This window comes from Providencia sp. PROV116 (assembly GCF_028482485.1).
Taxonomy (GTDB): Bacteria; Pseudomonadota; Gammaproteobacteria; order Enterobacterales; family Enterobacteriaceae; genus Providencia; species Providencia rettgeri.
In genome coordinates, this window is record NZ_JAMPQO010000002.1 from 77,682 (window position 1) to 93,673 (window position 15,992).

Annotated in this window: 19 protein-coding genes; 12 read left to right on the forward strand and 7 right to left on the reverse strand. The window is 39.1% G+C overall.

Annotated elements, in window-relative coordinates; translation table 11 throughout:
* Positions 1-40 precede the first annotated feature (40 nt).
* Positions 41-811 carry a DeoR/GlpR family DNA-binding transcription regulator gene (locus PSE72_RS01910; RefSeq protein WP_115167260.1) on the reverse strand — a complete coding sequence of 257 codons (771 nt, stop codon included), beginning with the start codon at positions 809-811 and terminating at the stop codon, positions 41-43.
* 87 nt (positions 812-898) lie between these two features.
* On the opposite strand from PSE72_RS01910, the gene PSE72_RS01915 reads away from it, so the two are divergent.
* From PSE72_RS01915 to PSE72_RS01935, 5 genes are all read left to right on the forward strand, one after another.
* Positions 899-1,699, forward strand: coding sequence for an inositol monophosphatase family protein (locus PSE72_RS01915; protein ID WP_115167261.1), 801 nt, complete (start codon positions 899-901; stop codon positions 1,697-1,699).
* Between the two features lie 27 nt (positions 1,700-1,726).
* A complete protein-coding gene (locus PSE72_RS01920) occupies positions 1,727-2,887 on the forward strand; it encodes an MFS transporter (RefSeq protein WP_115167262.1) in 1,161 nt (386 codons plus the stop codon).
* Between the two features lie 190 nt (positions 2,888-3,077).
* A complete protein-coding gene (locus tag PSE72_RS01925) occupies positions 3,078-4,178 on the forward strand; it encodes an NAD(P)/FAD-dependent oxidoreductase (RefSeq protein ID WP_115167263.1) in 1,101 nt (366 codons plus the stop codon).
* A 3-nt stretch (positions 4,179-4,181) separates the two neighbouring features.
* Entirely contained in the window at positions 4,182-4,955 is a 774-nt protein-coding gene (locus PSE72_RS01930; RefSeq protein ID WP_004910844.1) for a GNAT family N-acetyltransferase, read from the forward strand.
* A gap of 118 nt (positions 4,956-5,073) precedes the next feature.
* The gene (locus PSE72_RS01935; RefSeq protein WP_109912206.1) at positions 5,074-5,625 is read left to right on the forward strand and encodes an adenylate kinase; all 552 of its coding nucleotides are present in this window, start codon (positions 5,074-5,076) and stop codon (positions 5,623-5,625) included.
* A gap of 47 nt (positions 5,626-5,672) precedes the next feature.
* On the opposite strand, the gene ddlA is transcribed toward PSE72_RS01935, so the two are convergent.
* Together ddlA and PSE72_RS01945 are read right to left on the reverse strand one after the other, a co-directional pair.
* A complete protein-coding gene (gene ddlA, locus PSE72_RS01940) occupies positions 5,673-6,776 on the reverse strand; it encodes a D-alanine--D-alanine ligase (protein WP_115167264.1) in 1,104 nt (367 codons plus the stop codon).
* A 133-nt stretch (positions 6,777-6,909) separates the two neighbouring features.
* Positions 6,910-7,794, reverse strand: a complete 885-nt coding sequence (locus tag PSE72_RS01945) for a LysR substrate-binding domain-containing protein (protein ID WP_115167265.1) — start codon at positions 7,792-7,794, stop codon at positions 6,910-6,912.
* 151 nt (positions 7,795-7,945) lie between these two features.
* Here PSE72_RS01945 and PSE72_RS01950 point away from each other — a divergent pair, with 151 nt between their 5' ends.
* Positions 7,946-8,560, forward strand: coding sequence for a LysE family translocator (locus tag PSE72_RS01950; RefSeq protein ID WP_109912203.1), 615 nt, complete (start codon positions 7,946-7,948; stop codon positions 8,558-8,560).
* A gap of 41 nt (positions 8,561-8,601) precedes the next feature.
* Here the strand turns inward: PSE72_RS01950 and PSE72_RS01955 are convergent, their stop codons facing one another.
* Both PSE72_RS01955 and leuE read right to left on the reverse strand, forming a co-directional pair.
* Complete coding sequence (locus tag PSE72_RS01955; protein WP_109912202.1) at positions 8,602-9,075, reverse strand: NUDIX hydrolase; 474 nt, start codon at positions 9,073-9,075, stop codon at positions 8,602-8,604.
* Between the two features lie 290 nt (positions 9,076-9,365).
* Positions 9,366-10,007, reverse strand: a complete 642-nt coding sequence (leuE, locus tag PSE72_RS01960; RefSeq protein WP_115167266.1) for a leucine efflux protein LeuE — start codon at positions 10,005-10,007, stop codon at positions 9,366-9,368.
* A gap of 485 nt (positions 10,008-10,492) precedes the next feature.
* On the opposite strand from leuE, the gene PSE72_RS01965 reads away from it, so the two are divergent.
* From PSE72_RS01965 to PSE72_RS01990, 6 genes are all read left to right on the forward strand, one after another.
* Positions 10,493-11,347: a helix-turn-helix transcriptional regulator gene (locus tag PSE72_RS01965; RefSeq protein ID WP_115167267.1), complete on the forward strand. Its 855-nt coding sequence runs from the start codon at positions 10,493-10,495 to the stop codon at positions 11,345-11,347.
* 58 nt (positions 11,348-11,405) lie between these two features.
* Entirely contained in the window at positions 11,406-12,107 is a 702-nt protein-coding gene (locus tag PSE72_RS01970) for an AzlC family ABC transporter permease (RefSeq protein ID WP_115167268.1), read from the forward strand.
* Positions 12,104-12,418 carry an AzlD domain-containing protein gene (locus tag PSE72_RS01975; RefSeq protein ID WP_115167269.1) on the forward strand — a complete coding sequence of 105 codons (315 nt, stop codon included), beginning with the start codon at positions 12,104-12,106 and terminating at the stop codon, positions 12,416-12,418. Before PSE72_RS01970 ends, PSE72_RS01975 begins: the two co-directional genes overlap by 4 nt.
* A gap of 191 nt (positions 12,419-12,609) precedes the next feature.
* Complete coding sequence (locus PSE72_RS01980) at positions 12,610-13,077, forward strand: DUF1456 family protein (protein ID WP_115167270.1); 468 nt, start codon at positions 12,610-12,612, stop codon at positions 13,075-13,077.
* Between the two features lie 88 nt (positions 13,078-13,165).
* Entirely contained in the window at positions 13,166-13,627 is a 462-nt protein-coding gene (gene parS / locus PSE72_RS01985; RefSeq protein ID WP_004910826.1) for a type II RES/Xre toxin-antitoxin system antitoxin, read from the forward strand.
* Positions 13,624-14,082: an RES family NAD+ phosphorylase gene (locus PSE72_RS01990; RefSeq protein WP_217007720.1), complete on the forward strand. Its 459-nt coding sequence runs from the start codon at positions 13,624-13,626 to the stop codon at positions 14,080-14,082. Before parS ends, PSE72_RS01990 begins: the two co-directional genes overlap by 4 nt.
* On the opposite strand, the gene PSE72_RS01995 is transcribed toward PSE72_RS01990, so the two are convergent.
* Both PSE72_RS01995 and accA read right to left on the reverse strand, forming a co-directional pair.
* Complete coding sequence (locus tag PSE72_RS01995; protein ID WP_109912199.1) at positions 14,083-14,973, reverse strand: LysR family transcriptional regulator; 891 nt, start codon at positions 14,971-14,973, stop codon at positions 14,083-14,085. It abuts the gene before it with no gap.
* Positions 14,974-15,018: 45 nt separating this feature from the next.
* On the reverse strand, positions 15,019-15,978 hold the full coding sequence (gene accA, locus PSE72_RS02000; RefSeq protein ID WP_115167271.1) for an acetyl-CoA carboxylase carboxyl transferase subunit alpha: 960 nt from the start codon (positions 15,976-15,978) through the stop codon (positions 15,019-15,021).
* Positions 15,979-15,992 lie beyond the last annotated feature (14 nt).

Below are 15,992 nucleotides of genomic sequence, written 5' to 3' on the forward strand. Positions count from 1 at the left end.
AAATGCCCTCACGGTACAAGATAAAAGTTAGACATATGGCCTATGCTTGTGCAATCTTTATTGCCATATTAGTAAACAAGTCAGTCGTTTGTTTATTCAATTCTGTTGTCATAACTAAGATTGAAATTTGTTCACAATTGGCAATCTTATACCTCGCAACCCCGGGTAATTTGTCTGCGGTCACCCCCATAATGACTTGATTACTGCGCTCAAAAAGCATTTTCTTAAATTTAGATTCTTCATAATCAAATATCGAAACTCCCATTTGCGGATCCAAAGCACAGCCACCAATAAAGCATTGGTCAAAATGGATTTGGTTGATTTGATTTACTGCAGAAATATCAATACTCGCGCCAACTTGGCGGTTTAATTTCCCACCAATTAAAATCACTTCATATAGTGGCTTCTTCATTAATTCTAATGCTATTGAGGGGGAATGAGTCACAACCGTCAATGATAGTTCCGAAGGTAAATAACGAGCGATTTCTAAGTTAGTTGAACCTGAATCAATAAAAATACAGGTATTTTGTTTGACTAGTTTATTGCAAGCCTTCGCTATTTTGATTTTTTCATCTTGGTTTTGTGTCGTTCTCTGCTCGAATGTGCCCTTTTCCTCAAGCATACTGACCGCACCACCATGGACTCGGCGGCAAACGCCTTCTTGTGCTAATTCATTTAAATCCCTACGAATGGTATGCTCTGAAACTTGCATTTCACGGGCTAAAGTCGTACAAACCACTCGCCCTTCATCTAGCAGTAGCTGGCGAATTTTATTTTGCCTTTGCTCTGGAAAAGCGACATAATCGAGCATGAAATTCCTCATTAATTTTTTAGCAATCATAATCGAGCAAGAAAAGATGTCAAACACTATCTTGTTCAAGCACTCGAGGACAACTAAATGTCGCACTCTCAGTTACCAGATAGCTTTTTCTTACATGAACTTGCCAATACTGCCGGTAAAATTTCTCTTGAATACTATCGAACAAATGAACTTAGTGTTATTGAAAACAAACCCAAAGCCAACTATCGCTTCGACCCAGTCACTCAAGCGGATAAGCTCGCAGAAAAAGCCATGCGAGAACTGATATCTAAACATTATCCAACGCATTCTATCATGGGTGAAGAATATGGAATAACGGGTACAGGTCCCATTCAATGGGTACTTGACCCCATCGATGGAACCCGCCCTTTCCTTTGTGGACTCCCTTTATGGGCAAACCTGATAGGCCTAACTGAGCATGGCAAAGCGGTCATGGGAATGATGAGCCAACCCTATATTGGTGAACGCTTTTGGGCAGACCAACACGGGAGTTGGACTAGTAGCTCTCACGGACAATATCGCTTATCTACTCGCAAACAAGTCAAACTCGAACAAGCCATCTTGCATACCACATCGCCTGAGCCTATAGCAGCACTGCCAGACATTCATTTTATGGCGCTTGAGAAACAAGTATTAATGACTCGCTATGGGGGAGAATGCTATGCAATGGCAATGTTAGCAGCGGGTAGAATCGATATTTGTGTCGAATTCGCACTGGAACCTTATGATATTGTTCCATTAATCCCTATTATAGAACGTGCTGGTGGCATAGTGACTACATTGGATGGCAGCCGAGCTGAAGCAGGCGGTGCTGTTGTAGCAACAGGTTGCCCATACCTTCATGAACAAATTCTGACTATCTTAAATACAGGTAGTTAATTTTATCTTTTTAAGAAGCCCTATAAAATGCAATCTACTCAACAAGTTAATAGCCATGTTTCCTTAATACCCGCTAAAAGGGAGCAAATTTCTACTCGAATTATTTTTTTTATTGCTGGTTTTGTTACCGCGGCCTGGGCAGCCATTGTTCCTTATGTCAAACTTAACACAGGAGCAAATGATGCCACCCTTGGCATGCTACTATTATGTTTCGGTGGAGGGGCACTTATTGCTATGCCGGTGACCGGAGCATTAGCGGCCAAGTATGGCTGCCGCCGCTTAATGGTTTTTTCCACTATCGCCTTTTGTTTGTTGTTCCCCATTTTATCTTCTTTATCGCAAGTTAACTTTATCATCGTTGCCTTATTATTTTTTGGAATTTTCATTGGCTTAACAGATTGCGCGATGAACATCCAAGCTGTTATTGTTGAAAAATCATCCGACAAGCCAATTATGTCTGGTTTTCACGGTTTTTATAGTGTCGGGGGAATAGCAGGCGCAGGTACCATGAGTTTGATCTTGCTACTTGGCGTTTCCGCGACAATGGCATCAATGATTATTTCAATTGTTGCGGTGGTTCTATTAGCGGCTTGCTATAACGGTTTACTCCCCTACGCTAACGCCCCAACTGGCCCCCTCATCGCTATCCCGAAAGGCATTGTTTTAGTTATTGGGGTTGTCTGTTTTGCCGTTTTTCTTGCTGAAGGCGCAGTTCTTGACTGGGGAGCTGTATTTCTAATTGAACACCATGGATTAAAAGAAACTTTAGGCGGTTTAGGTTTTGCGGCTTTCGCCACAACCATGACTATTGGCCGATTACTGGGCGACAAAATTGTTATGCGAGTCGGTTCTGCTCGTGTCGTATTTTTAGGTGCTTTGCTCGCTTGCCTTGGTTTTGTTATTGCTGTTTTATCTCCTCATCTCATATTTGCCATCATAGGTTTTGCATTAGTCGGTGCGGGTTCATCTAATATAGTACCGGTGATGTTTTCTGCTGTAGGGAAGCAAAAAACGATGCCAGAGGCTCTTGCCGTACCTGCAATTTCAACTTTAGGCTATTTAGGTATTTTGGCTGGACCTGCAGCTATTGGTTTTGTTGCTTTTCAATTGTCCTTGGCAACTGCATTATTATTAATTTCTGCATTATTAGTTATTATTGCTTTTGTAACTCGTTTTATCCGTGTGTAATTTTTTGAATCTCTTAAGGCTACTGCATTGTAGCCTTACACTCCGTTTTCTCTCATCAATTGTTCATATCTGATAAAAATGGGAACAATCGTGCTCTATTTATAGATTTCATATATATAATTATTCATTAAACTATTAAAATTCCATCTGATTTTTCTACTAGCGACTGCCATATATATACTGAGGCTAAATGAACCCTACCCATCAAAAAAAGATTATCATTATTGGTGCTGGCTTTGTTGGTACAACATTAGCTTGGTATCTATCAAGACAATCCGATAAGCAGGTCATTTTGCTTGATAAAGCACACGCTGGCCAAGGTGTCACACAGCATGCTTTCGCTTGGTTAAATGTGTCATATGGAAGGCCCGATGCATATAGTCAACTTCGACAACAAGCCCTCGTTGCATGGCATGAACTCGATAAACACACTGATGGAAAGTTAAAGATCCAGTGGACAGGTGCTCTCAGCTGGCAAGAAACAGATTCAGCAACTGCAGAATATGTCTACCATCACCAACAGAGTGGATTTAATGTCGAATTATTGGACAAGTCAACCGTACACAAGATGGAACCTTTCTTGTCTGCCTTACCTGAACTTGCTGCATTTTGCCCAGATGAAGGTAGCGTTGACCCGATTCATGCAACAAAAGCGTTGCTATCCCTTGCTATTGAACAAGGTGTTATCTATTTACCTCAGCAGGAAGTTCACACTATTTTGCAGGAAAATGGGCGCATAATTGGCGTAAACACCCATAAAAATACGTTTTTAGCTGAACAGGTTATCGTGACTGCTGGCGTAGACGCGGCTGCCCTTATGCAATCGCTTAATGTTGAATTACCTGTTACCTCCTCTCCCTCTATCATTGTGCGTATCAATGATTCCGTCGAACAAACATTGGTTCAACATATCATTTCAACACCACAAATGGAGCTACGACCGGCAGGTTCAGGTAAAATACTCTGTGCTGAAGATTATATTAGCGAAAAACCCGAGCACAGTGCAGTGGCTATCGCACAAAACGCCCTTACAACGATTAAAAATTCATTTATAGGTAGTAACACGTTAAATCTTGAAAACGCTTTCATAGGAATGCGACCTATACCTAAAGATGAGATGCCAATTGTCGGAAAAGTTGCTGATTTTGAAGGTTTATATATTATCAGTATGCACGCTGCGATTACGCTAGCGCCTTTGATATGCCAATTGGCTCAAGATGAAATCTTGCATGGAATAGAACAAGCCGCATTAGGCCCATATCGATTAACTCGTTTTGTATCAGGTAACTGACAAATGAATATTCCGTTGTACTATTTAAGACATTATCAATCGATTGAAAAAACATTTTGGACATCTATTTGTGAACATAGTATCCAGATCGCACAACACACAATTTGCTATTTAACGCCCCTTAATTCGCCGGCGTTTAACTTCATTTATTTGCAGCCTGACTCGACCAGTCACGCCTTTATGCAGGCTCACAACCTGTTTGTTTCACAGAAGAAAAACCATACTTTAGTGATCCCCGAAGAGATGCTCCAACAGGTGGTAACTGAGGCTGAGTCACTAGGTTACAAACGTGACAGCGTCACTACCGCAATGGCGTTAACCTTAGCAAAACAAAATGAGGTTGAACTGCCTGATAACCAAGTCGATATCGTCTTAGCGAATCACGATTTGTCTTTGTGGGCTAAGCCACTTGTTTCCGCATTTTATCTATCTGAAGAGCACGACCAGGTTATTAAAGAATATGTGCGTTATCATGAGGATGCTTTGCAACAAGGCGCACCACAATTTCACCTTGTGTTGCTCGTCAACGGAGAACCAGCGACCTCAATGACCGTAACAATTGAAGGAACGTTAGCCCGTTTTGATGATATTGGTACTGAGCCAAGCCATCAAGGTAATGGCTATGCATCACAACTCATTGATTATGCTTTAGCATTTTGCCGCCAGCAAGGTGTAGAGCACTGTTTCCTTGATGCTTCAGAAGCAGGATTTGACCTGTATAAAAAATTTGGTTTTGTGCCATTATTTCGCTACATCAATTATGTCTGGTGCAAATAATTTAAAGCAATAGTGTTATTTGTAGAGGCATCTAATCTGGGATCATTGTTCATACAATGGTTCCAAATTCAGTCATTTCCAGATCAACCCTAGTGACAAAATTGTCTGATGTTTACATATGAAAATTAATATTATTGGCACTAGTGGCAGCGGTAAAAGTACCCTTTGCCAGCAACTTTCTTTGTTATTAAATGTCCCTTCTATTGAGTTAGATAGCTTATATTGGCTAGCAAATTGGCAAGGTTCTTCGGATGATGAGCTTAACCAGAAACTCGCCGCTACATTAGATAAAGCGGTATCTGGATGGATTCTTGATGGCAACTATACACGGACTCAACCCATTAAATGGAAAGAAGTCGACATGGTGGTTTGGTTGGATTACTCCTTGCCTCGAACCCTTTATCAGTCGATTACGCGCACATTAGCGCGCATTCGTTCTGGACAAGAGCTGTGGGAAAATACAGGCAATAAAGAACGTTGGAAAAATGCCTTTTTCAGTCGCGATTCGATAATTTTGTGGCTGCTAAAGACTTACTATCCAAATAAGAAAAGAAACCTAAGTCATATGGTAAATTTCAATTTACGCCATATTCAGTTTGTTCGGCTCACCTCACCAAAAGAAACAAACTTATTTTTACAACAGATGAAGGCTCAAGTTCAGAGTAAATAAACATCTCGGTAGTCATAAAAACTACCGAGATAGTATTATCTCAGCGATTAAAGCTCATTACATGCCGTTTTCAACATCGCCGTTTGTTGAAATTTTTCAATTCCTAACTCAATTAAGCGGCTAATTAATTGCTGATAGGTCATACCGCCTTGCTGCCATAGTTTAGGGTACATACTGATATTCGTAAAACCAGGCAATGTGTTGATTTCATTGATAACAACGTCATTATTTTCTGTTAAGAAAACATCCACACGGGACATTCCATAGCAATTTAATGCGCGGTATGCGGATAAGGCAATCTCACGAATTTTATCACTCACCGCCTCATCTAATTGTGCAGGAGCAACGACAGATGCGCCATTCTCATCAATATATTTGGTATGGTATGCATAAAAACTATCGTGCAACACGATTTCACCACAAGGGCTGGCAAGAGGCGCTTCATTACCCAATACTGCACACTCAATTTCACGCCCTTTTACTGCACTTTCAATAAGGACTTTATTATCAAATAAAAAGGCAAAATCCAGAGCCGTTTCAAATTCCGATTTAGTGCTGACTTTGCTGATCCCAACAGATGAACCTTGATTTGCAGGCTTAATGAATAGCGGTAAACCTAGCAGTGCCACAGTGGCTTCAAATTCTGTTGTTGCACGTTCATTTTTAAACACCGTAATAAACGGGGCAATATTTAAACCTGCATCTCTAAGTAACCTTTTGGTAACGTCTTTATCCATACAGGCCGACGAACCTAAAACCCCCGGCCCGACAAACGGTAAATTCGCCATACGCAATAAGCCTTGCAGCGAACCGTCTTCACCTAAATTACCGTGAACAATAGGGAAAATAACATCAATTTGCGGCAATGGCTTCGTATCTTCAAGCGAAATAAATTGTTCTCGCGTTTTTCCCGGAACAAATGCAATGCTACGTTTTGGTGTATTCAAGGCAATACGAGACGGGTCATCACCATGCAATAAATAATCAGATTCGTTATATTCATGCCATTGCCCTTCTTTATTGATTCCCAAAAGGCATACATCAAATTTATTGCGATCTAATCCATTGATAATATTTTTAGCGGACTGTAGCGAAACTTCATGTTCTGTTGATCGACCACCAAAAATAACACCTACTCGTATCTTGCTCATTATTTGCTCCGACATAAAACACCAAACCTAGCAGAGAAATATAGCACGCAAAGAAATGGTTATGACATAAATTATTTATTTTTCATTAGGGTTCGCTGGCTTTATAATCAAACCTTCTTTTTTTGATAGGTAATTATCTTCCGTCAATCAGGGTTTCAATACTGATATTCACCTGCTCTATTAGCCACTGGGTAAAAATAGCTGCTGCACTGCCCTTTTCAATAGGTTTCGATGACAATAAATAATACGCAGAACTATCTTCAATGAAACCATATGGTGCGGCTAATTGCTTTGATTGTACTTCATCCGCAACCATCAAAAATGATGCAAGCGCTGCTCCTTGCCCCGCCAATGCAGCTTGAATGCACAAGTAAAAGTGCTCATATGTAATAGTTTTACTATTTGGAAGAGTAACTTTTTTTATATTCTGCCAAGTTGTCCATGCATTGGGTCTAGATGTCGTCGACAGTTGTGGTATATGAGCAAAGTTTTTCTTAAGATCAAGTTCAGGCCGAACCACAACCCCCATGCGTTCTGAACAAACTTTTACTGCAAAAAGATTGTCATTCCATTTAAAATCATTACGCCTCAATGCTAAATCAACGTTCGCTTTTGTAAAATCAATAACACCACCTGCGGCAACTAGATGTACCGTAATATGAGGATATTGTTGATAAAAATGCGTAAGTCGAGGAATTAACCACTTCATTGCAATTGTTGGTTCACAAGACAAGCTAACAACATCAGGAAACGTGCTACTTTTTATCTTTTCAACACCGTCTTTAAGCTGTTCGAATATCGAACTAGTTGTTTGTAACAATATTTGCCCGTTAGCCGTTAAAAAAACAGCTCGATTCCTTCGTTCGAATAACTCAACACCAAGATATTCTTCTAATAAACGAATTTGTCGGCTAATCGCACTATGAGTCACATTTAGCTCTTGTGCTGCCTTCACAAAACTGCCTGCTTTCGCAGCAGTATCAAAAAAACGTAATGATGTTAACGGTGGTAGTTTCATATATATAGGTAACAAAAACTGACAGATTTGCGTCAGGATAAATCGCTTTTTAGTTTTATTCAATCCATTGATAATAAAAACAATAAATAAACAAATTATTTCAAAGTAAATACATTTTTAGTCTGTTTCTATTACCTTTCAGGAAATTAATATGAATGAAGTTATTGCAGTTGCGACCATCACCATTTTAGCCGTCATTAGTCCAGGGCCTGACTTCGCTATGGTAACTCGCAATAGTTATACCTATGGCATTAAAACAGGCTTATTGTGTGCGCTAGGTATCGCTATTGGGGTACAGGTTCATGTGTTCTATACCGTTTTTGGTATCACGCTGGTCATCATGAATTCACCAACATTATTCTTAATAGTTAAACTTATTGGTGTAATTTACTTGGTGTATATCGGATTTAAATCATTAACAAATAAAGTAAAAATATCCTCAAATAATGCAGTATCAAGGCCATTATCTGCCTTAAACGCTTTTAAAAATGGTTTTTTGACGAATGCTTTAAACCCAAAAACCATGTTTTTTGTAGTTTCTGTGTACAGCCAAGTTATCAGTACACAGAACTCAATTTGGTTAAATTTAAGTTATGGCCTATTTATTTCTTTCGCTCATTGGCTTTGGTTTAGTCTAATTGCTATTTTCTTTGCGACACCCGTAGTACGAAACAAAATTCTTAACTACCAATTTATTATGGATAGAACAATTGGTGCACTACTCATTCTATTGGGACTATCTTTATTATTCTTTAATATAAATTAATCTTGTACTTACATTCCTACCCATGTCCACATTCATGATAACTATTTACCCTGCAACCGATAATATTCATTGACCACTTTCGCCAACTCAATCACGTCGGCTGGAATATTGAGTTTGGCGAGCGCCTCAAATGGCACCCATTCAAATGGTGCAAAAGGCGGTTGTGATGAAGGCAATAACTCACATAAGTAAATCATATCAATATGCCAATGGTTACCTTTCTTTTTATCGACAATAAATTCTTTCAAGATAGCGATAGGCAACGGCAGTACTTGTGTATGGGATGAATCATGGATTTGTGATGCAAACGGGAAACCACAACTGACTACTTGGCACTCTAACCCAGTTTCCTCAAGAACTTCTCGAAAAACAGCATGCTGTGGCTCTTCATTCACTTCGATGTGGCCACCCGGTGGTAACCAAAAACCAAGCTTTTGATGTTCGTGTAATAAAAATTCACCATGCTCATTACGGATCATTGCTGTTGCCGTAAAATGTTTAACTTCCTCGTTCATCCTATCATTGCCCTTTTTCCATTTTACTATTTCTACATTGTATTTTTATTTTCGAGCTTAACACCTCGCGGCCTTCCAGTCATAAGGCATTAACTCTGCTAATGTCACTTGCGTATTTTAATTGGCTGCAACAATAGCTTTAATGACTGAGATGCTAACTAGATATACACGCCAGGCATGCAAACACTATACCGTCAAACGGGCAAGGAAGACACTAAACGGAAGCTAGTGAGTGGGTAACAGTGATAAAAAAATAGCCAGCGCATGGCCGGCTATTTCTGATAAAACAATTATGCGGTTAGTGCAAGTTTTGCTCCAAACATCAAGAATACAGCGCCAATACAACTATTAGATAATTTAGATAGCTTTTTATTATGTTTTACCAGATTCGTTACGGCAACTGCGCCAAAAATCAATAGTGATAAATAAATCATGCTACAGGCTTCTAAAATGGCGCCAAGAATAAAAAATGGCACCCCCGCGCTTGGGTAAGCTGGGTCGATGAATTGGATAAAAAATGAAACATAAAAAATGATCATTTTAGGGTTTAGTAAACTTAAAAAAACGGCTTTTTTATAGGTACCCTTAGTTTCTAAAGTAATTGAATCAACATCACCTGTATTTTCTTTCTTATGCAATACGCTATATAAGGCTTTAATCCCTAAATAAAATAAATATGCCGCCCCTGCGTATTTTATAACACTAAAAAAGATAGGCGATGTTTTTACTAAAGACGCAACCCCTAAAAATGATAGAAAAATGAGCATAGCATCTCCTGTAAAGACACCTAATGCTGCTTTATAACCATTTTTCACACCATATTTCGCACTGCTAGTTAAAACAAATAAAGAATTAGGGCCTGGTACCAATGTAATAAAAATAACACCGATAAGATAAGTCCATAAGTTTGTAATACCGAGATTTTCAAGCATAGGAAACCCGCTAACTCAATAAAAGTTATAACAAAAAATTCACATCATTTCTTTATATTTATTATGATACAGACTTTATTCACTCTATAAAAGATATCACTAATGAATAATGCAAATATAAAATATAATTTCAATAAATTAAAATAATCTGGTTTTATAGCAATGAAGCAACATGCCTAACAAGAACAATAAACCACGCAAACCAACTTAATCAGAAGCGGACTACAAACACCTAGCAAGACAGTGATTAATGCCAGTATTTATTCATAACAAAGAATTTGACACCACAAAAACAAATGAAATAGTAATAGTGATTTGAGTGAGGTTTCACGTTATAACATAAATGTCGGTGCTATTTAAAAGTAACGTTGGATAAAAACTGTATAAAATTAAAACACCTCATTTAATAGCAAGCTAAGATTATTTTCTTTTAACATTTTATTAAAAAATATTGAGTTATTAATCATTATTATTTTAGGAATTCCATGGAAAGCGCTAACTATTTTCATCTAGAGGAACTCAACGGCCTTGAAATGATCAAAGCCCGTTATCATCAACAAAAATTTTCTCGCCATAGTCATGAAGGGTTTTGCATTGGTGTTATCGAAGAAGGCGCACAACAATTTTTCCGTACTGGCGAAAACCACTACGCGCCTAAAGGGGATATAATTTTAGTTAATGCCGATGAAATTCACACTGGCTCATCAGCAATGGAAAATGGCTGGTCTTATCAGGCTATTTACCCTACTCCAGAACTTTTTACCCAACTCACACTCGGTTTAACAACAGAGCACCAAGGGTTGGTACCCTGGTTTCCTATTGCAGTGATACAGGATGCAGGGCTTAGCGCCCAACTCCGCTTATTGTTTAATCTATTACCTCAATCAGGTAATACCCTTTTCAAGGAAACCTTGTTGTTATCCTCTTTAAGTTGGCTAACCTTACGTTACAACCGCACTAAAATTGAATTAACAGAAATAACACCCGCAAAGCAACGCATAGAACAAATTTGTGACTTGCTCATCAACACCTGCGGACAAGAACATTCATTAAGCCAATTAGCCGAAATATCAGGTTTTAGCCAATGGCACTTTCTACGACAGTTTAAATTGCATACAGGGATTACACCACACGCATTCTTAGTACAAGCCCGCTTACACAAGGCAAAAAAACTGTTATTAGCAGGAAATACGCCTGCAGAAGTCTCAAACCAATGCGGTTTTTCCGACCAAAGTCATTTCACTCGACATTTTAAACAGGCCCTTGGAGTTACCCCTGGGAATTTTATTCGGCATCGGATCGGTGAAAAGAGCAATTTTATTCTATCTACTAATATTTAATATCTTTAAAATCAATCAAATTATAAAAGTGTTCATAATTACAACAAGGTTAGTTTAAATGGCATCACAACAAAGTAACCAATGGCAAAAAGCGATGATGACAGGAGCTGCTCATACCGCTCCTCTTAATCTTGCTGTTATTCCATGGGGGGTATTAGCAGGTTCAATGGCGGTCGAAACAGGTCTCGATTTCTGGCAAAGTGTGGCGATGTCTGCGATGGTATTTGCAGGCGCAGCACAGTTAGTTACTCTTGGATTACTTAACTCAGGTGCAGGCTATATCACGATTGTTATCTCTGTTTTTTTTATCACTTCTCAGCACTTACTTTATGGGTTGACATTACGCCCTCAAGTTAAAGACTTTACAACGCCCCAGCGCCTTAGTATCGGCTTTTTATTAACAGATGAATTATTTGCGATTAGCGCAGCTAAACGCCAAAGTTTAAGTTTTCCCTATCTCTTTGGTGCTGGGTTTAGTTTTTATATCGTTTGGTTAATCACCAGCCTTTGTGGGATTGCGATGGCCAATATTGTGGGCGATTTGAGTCGCTTACATCTCGATTTTTCTGTGGTTGCAACTTTGCTTGCGATCGTCGTTCCACTAACAAGAAAAATAAGTACGCTTTGTGGTGTTATTTTTTCACTCGTTGTCGCCATCGTACTTTCAATGTACTCCTTTAGTAGTGCTATTGTTATCGCTGGTGTGGGTGGGATGTTTGTATCGGTGGCCGTTTCACGTTTATTGAAGGAGGAAAAATGATTTGGCTTTTAATTATTACCTTAACAGCAGTTGTTTTTACTCTACGTTATATTTTCCTAATACCACAGTTACCAATACGTCTGCCCCTCGTGGTTCGTCAAGCACTAGGGTACTCAGCGCCTTGCTTGCTAACCGCAATTTGTGCCCCTGTTATCCTATTAGAAAACCATGGTCTACGCTCCTTCCCAGATAATCCTTATTTATGGGGGGCGTTATTCTGTGTCGTTGTTGCCTCAGTATTGAAAAATATGCTGTTAACTGTCGGTCTTACTTTAGTATTTTTCTATTCCCTTATTTATTTTATCGGTTAACTTAATATTCAAGATAAAGCATCGTTCAACGCTTTGCTTTATCTTGGTTAATCCCTCATAATATGGCCCTCTCAAAATATATTCCTTTTCAATTTCACCCTGTCATTGATTGTCATAGTGAATACTTTATTGGCCTTACTTACTCAATAAATAGCCAATTAACTTTTATGGATAATGGATAATACAATACCATGCTTAATAATTATGTTTTACGTAGTGTTCGCTATATGTTGGATCTAAGCGATGCCCAAATGGTTAAAATCGTAAAACTCGCAGATTTGGCTGTTACAAAAGAAGAAATGATGACTTGGTTAAAAAAAGATAATGAGCCTGAATATGTTGAGTGCAATGACAATGTAATGGGGCATTTTCTGAATGGTTTAATCTATCACCGCCGCGGTAAAGATGAAAATCATCCCGCACCTGACGTTGATAGCCGCCTTAATAACAATATTATGCTCAAAAAATTACGCGTAGCTTTTGAATTAAAAGATACAGATATGATTGAAATCTATCAGCTTGTTGATTTTCGTGTATCCAAACCTGAGCTTAACGCTGTTTTTCGTAAACCAGGACATAAAAACTATCGCGAATGTGGGGACCAATTACTGCGTTACTTCCTAAAAGGCCTGACAATTCGTCTACGTGGTGATAAATAACTATTTCCTCTGTTTGTTTTTTGTTCATTAATTTTGCATTTTTCTGACATTTGTCTATAATGAAAATGACAAATGTCAGGAGGTTCAAATGAGAAACTATATCCCCACAACCCCACTTCAACCGACTGCTTCATCTTTTAAACCACTATGGCGCCATGTAGGGTTACCTGCCGAACGTGGTATTGAATTGACCCACTTCTTACGCCAAGGGCTGTCTGTCTCTGTTTTAGACAATATCCAAGAATGGTCAGGAATGAGTAAAACTGAATTATTACGGATATCCGGCATTAATGAACGCAATATTGCTCGTCGCAAAAATGCAGGCCAACCCCTCAATGCTGATGAAAGCGAACGAATTGCTCGTCTAGTACGCGTATTCGATGCGGCAGTGCGTTTATTTAATGGAGATAAACATGCAGCAGGTGATTGGCTTAATCACCCCGTTAAAGGGTTAGGCCATTTACGCCCTATTGAGCTTATTGCGACAGAAAGTGGAGCCATTGAGGTGATTGATTTGATTGGCCGCATTGAGCATGGTGTGTTTTCATGATTTTGTATCGATTGGTTAAATCCAGTTTTATTCACGATGCATGGTCTGGTCAAGGAGCCATGCTCTACGGTGGGCGTTGGAATCATAAAGGAACTCCCTCTGTTTATACTTCAACCAGTATTTCATTAGCCACCCTTGAAATACTCGTTCACATCAATCAAGACTTACTATTAAACCAGTTCAGTTTGCTATCCATCGATATCAATGATAGGTACGTGATGAAATTGTCGTTAGACCACCTTCCAACAGATTGGCAGCAAGACCCAGCGCCAACTTCTACCATGGATATTGGTACTACATGGCTAAATAACCAAGATAGCTTAGTATTATTAATTCCCTCTTGCATTATTCCCTACGAATACAATGCAATTATTAACCCGTTGCACCCGCAATTTCAAAAAGCCTTACATACCGTTAAACCGCTGGATTTTAGTGTTGACCCACGCTTAGCATAGTTAAATATTTGCTAACAAATACTGTAAAAAAGTGTCTATCTTTGGTGATAATGCACTACGGCTCGCATAAACCGCGCGCAGCTCTATTGGGGCTGGTGATACTCCATCGAATTCTATTTGCACTAATTTATTCTGTGTAATCTGTTCGGCACACGCTTCTAATGCCAGAATAGCATAACCAACGCCGTTCATTGCGGCAGCGTGAGCTAGAATGCCACTATTTACTCGATAATTACTGTTAATTATCACTTTTTGCTGTAAACCCTCTGAATCAATAAATATCCATGGTTGCCCCTGCAATGCACTCAAGCTTGAAATACACGGCATATTAGCTAAGTCCTTAAATAAACATGGTTTTCCTACTTGTTCAATTAATTGGGGAGCGGCAACTACAACACTTTGCCATGATTTGATTAAACGTGAGTGATAGCTACTGTCCTCAAGGTGACCGCGATGAAATGTGAGTAATAAATCAATATCATCACTAATAACATCTTGAGGCATTAATTGTGTATCACAGTGAATATTTAATTGTGGGTGTAATAATGCAAACTTCGCTAATAAATCCGCGAATAATAGACTACCAAATTCACTGGGGATAGTTAGCCGTAACGTTCCAGTAAGTTGTTGTGGATGACAAATTTGCACCACAACCTGCTCTAATTCACTAACTAACCTTTGGCTTTGCTCAAATAAAATATTTCCTGTTTCAGTTAGCCGCATTTGCCGGGTTGTACGTTCAATTAACTGGCTGTTAAGTTGTTGTTCCAACTGTTTAATATAACGGCTTACATTCGATGTTGGCATTGAAAGTAATTTTGCCGCATTGACAAAATTTCCTTGTGTCGCAACGGCAATAAATACTTTCAATAAATTCAGGTCAACAGCCATTTCTAATCCCTACAGTTCACTCTCTATTAATCTGAACTAATAGCATTAGCAGTATCCAAAATCCATTATTTTTTGATACCGCTCTGCCAGCAATACTTCCATGTCTAATTGAATTAACTCATTTAAATCAGTGAGTAATTGTTGTTTTAATTGTTCTGCAGCTAACTGATAGTCACAGTGAGCTCCACCCAAAGGCTCTGAAATAATGGTATCGATAATGCCTAGTTCTTTTAACCGTGGAGCGGTCATTCCCATCACTTCCGCTGCAATTTGTGCCTTTTGAGAGTCTTTCCATAAAATAGAAGCACAACCTTCCGGAGATATCGCTGCATAAGTACTGTATTCCAACATATTAATACGATCCCCCACACCAATGCCTAACGCACCACCAGAACAACCTTCGCCTGTAATGACACAAATAATGGGCGTTTTTAAGCGCGACATTTCCATAATATTGCGTGCAATGGCTTCTGCTTGTCCGCGCTCTTCAGCGCCAACGCCAGGATACGCTCCCGCAGAATCAATAAATACCAATACAGGTAAGTGGAAACGTTCCGCCATTTTCATTAAACGGAGTGCTTTACGGTAGCCTTCTGGCGACGGCATACCAAAATTACGTATAACTTTTTCTTTTGTTGTACGCCCTTTTTGTTGCCCCAGTACCATAACCGGCCTGCCATCCAAACGAGCAAGCCCCCCCACCAGCGCCTTATCATCAGCAAAAGCACGGTCACCGGCTAATTCTTGAAATTCAGTAAATATTAATGGAATATAATCAAGAGGATAAGGCCTTAATGGATGCCTAGCTAATTGAACAATTTCCCATGCCCCAAGAGATGCAAATATCGTTTTCGTCAGCGAGTGGCTCTTTTTTTTCAAGAGCTGGATTTCTTCCTCTAATTGAATTTCTGAAGGGTGCCCTTTCTGTTTGAAGGCAATAAGCGCTTCAATTTTGTCATTGAGTTCAACAATGGGTTTCTCAAATGCAAGAAAATGGTTAGTCATATCGTTCCTAAAAT

Bases quoted from the DNA above. Each gene is read 5' to 3' on its own strand.
- PSE72_RS01990 (WP_217007720.1), top strand. From the start codon at position 13,624: ATGATTTTGTATCGATTGGTTAAATCCAGTTTTATTCACGATGCATGG.
- PSE72_RS01995 (WP_109912199.1), bottom strand. From the start codon at position 14,973: ATGGCTGTTGACCTGAATTTATTGAAAGTATTTATTGCCGTTGCGACA.
- PSE72_RS01945 (WP_115167265.1), bottom strand. From the start codon at position 7,794: ATGAAACTACCACCGTTAACATCATTACGTTTTTTTGATACTGCTGCG.
- PSE72_RS01965 (WP_115167267.1), top strand. From the start codon at position 10,493: ATGGAAAGCGCTAACTATTTTCATCTAGAGGAACTCAACGGCCTTGAA.
- leuE (WP_115167266.1), bottom strand. From the start codon at position 10,007: ATGCTTGAAAATCTCGGTATTACAAACTTATGGACTTATCTTATCGGT.
- PSE72_RS01970 (WP_115167268.1), top strand. From the start codon at position 11,406: ATGGCATCACAACAAAGTAACCAATGGCAAAAAGCGATGATGACAGGA.
- PSE72_RS01910 (WP_115167260.1), bottom strand. From the start codon at position 811: ATGCTCGATTATGTCGCTTTTCCAGAGCAAAGGCAAAATAAAATTCGC.
- PSE72_RS01955 (WP_109912202.1), bottom strand. From the start codon at position 9,075: ATGAACGAGGAAGTTAAACATTTTACGGCAACAGCAATGATCCGTAAT.
- PSE72_RS01920 (WP_115167262.1), top strand. From the start codon at position 1,727: ATGCAATCTACTCAACAAGTTAATAGCCATGTTTCCTTAATACCCGCT.
- PSE72_RS01930 (WP_004910844.1), top strand. From the start codon at position 4,182: ATGAATATTCCGTTGTACTATTTAAGACATTATCAATCGATTGAAAAA.
- PSE72_RS01935 (WP_109912206.1), top strand. From the start codon at position 5,074: ATGAAAATTAATATTATTGGCACTAGTGGCAGCGGTAAAAGTACCCTT.
- parS (WP_004910826.1), top strand. From the start codon at position 13,166: ATGAGAAACTATATCCCCACAACCCCACTTCAACCGACTGCTTCATCT.
- PSE72_RS01925 (WP_115167263.1), top strand. From the start codon at position 3,078: ATGAACCCTACCCATCAAAAAAAGATTATCATTATTGGTGCTGGCTTT.
- accA (WP_115167271.1), bottom strand. From the start codon at position 15,978: ATGACTAACCATTTTCTTGCATTTGAGAAACCCATTGTTGAACTCAAT.
- PSE72_RS01950 (WP_109912203.1), top strand. From the start codon at position 7,946: ATGAATGAAGTTATTGCAGTTGCGACCATCACCATTTTAGCCGTCATT.
- PSE72_RS01975 (WP_115167269.1), top strand. From the start codon at position 12,104: ATGATTTGGCTTTTAATTATTACCTTAACAGCAGTTGTTTTTACTCTA.
- PSE72_RS01915 (WP_115167261.1), top strand. From the start codon at position 899: ATGTCGCACTCTCAGTTACCAGATAGCTTTTTCTTACATGAACTTGCC.
- ddlA (WP_115167264.1), bottom strand. From the start codon at position 6,776: ATGAGCAAGATACGAGTAGGTGTTATTTTTGGTGGTCGATCAACAGAA.
- PSE72_RS01980 (WP_115167270.1), top strand. From the start codon at position 12,610: ATGCTTAATAATTATGTTTTACGTAGTGTTCGCTATATGTTGGATCTA.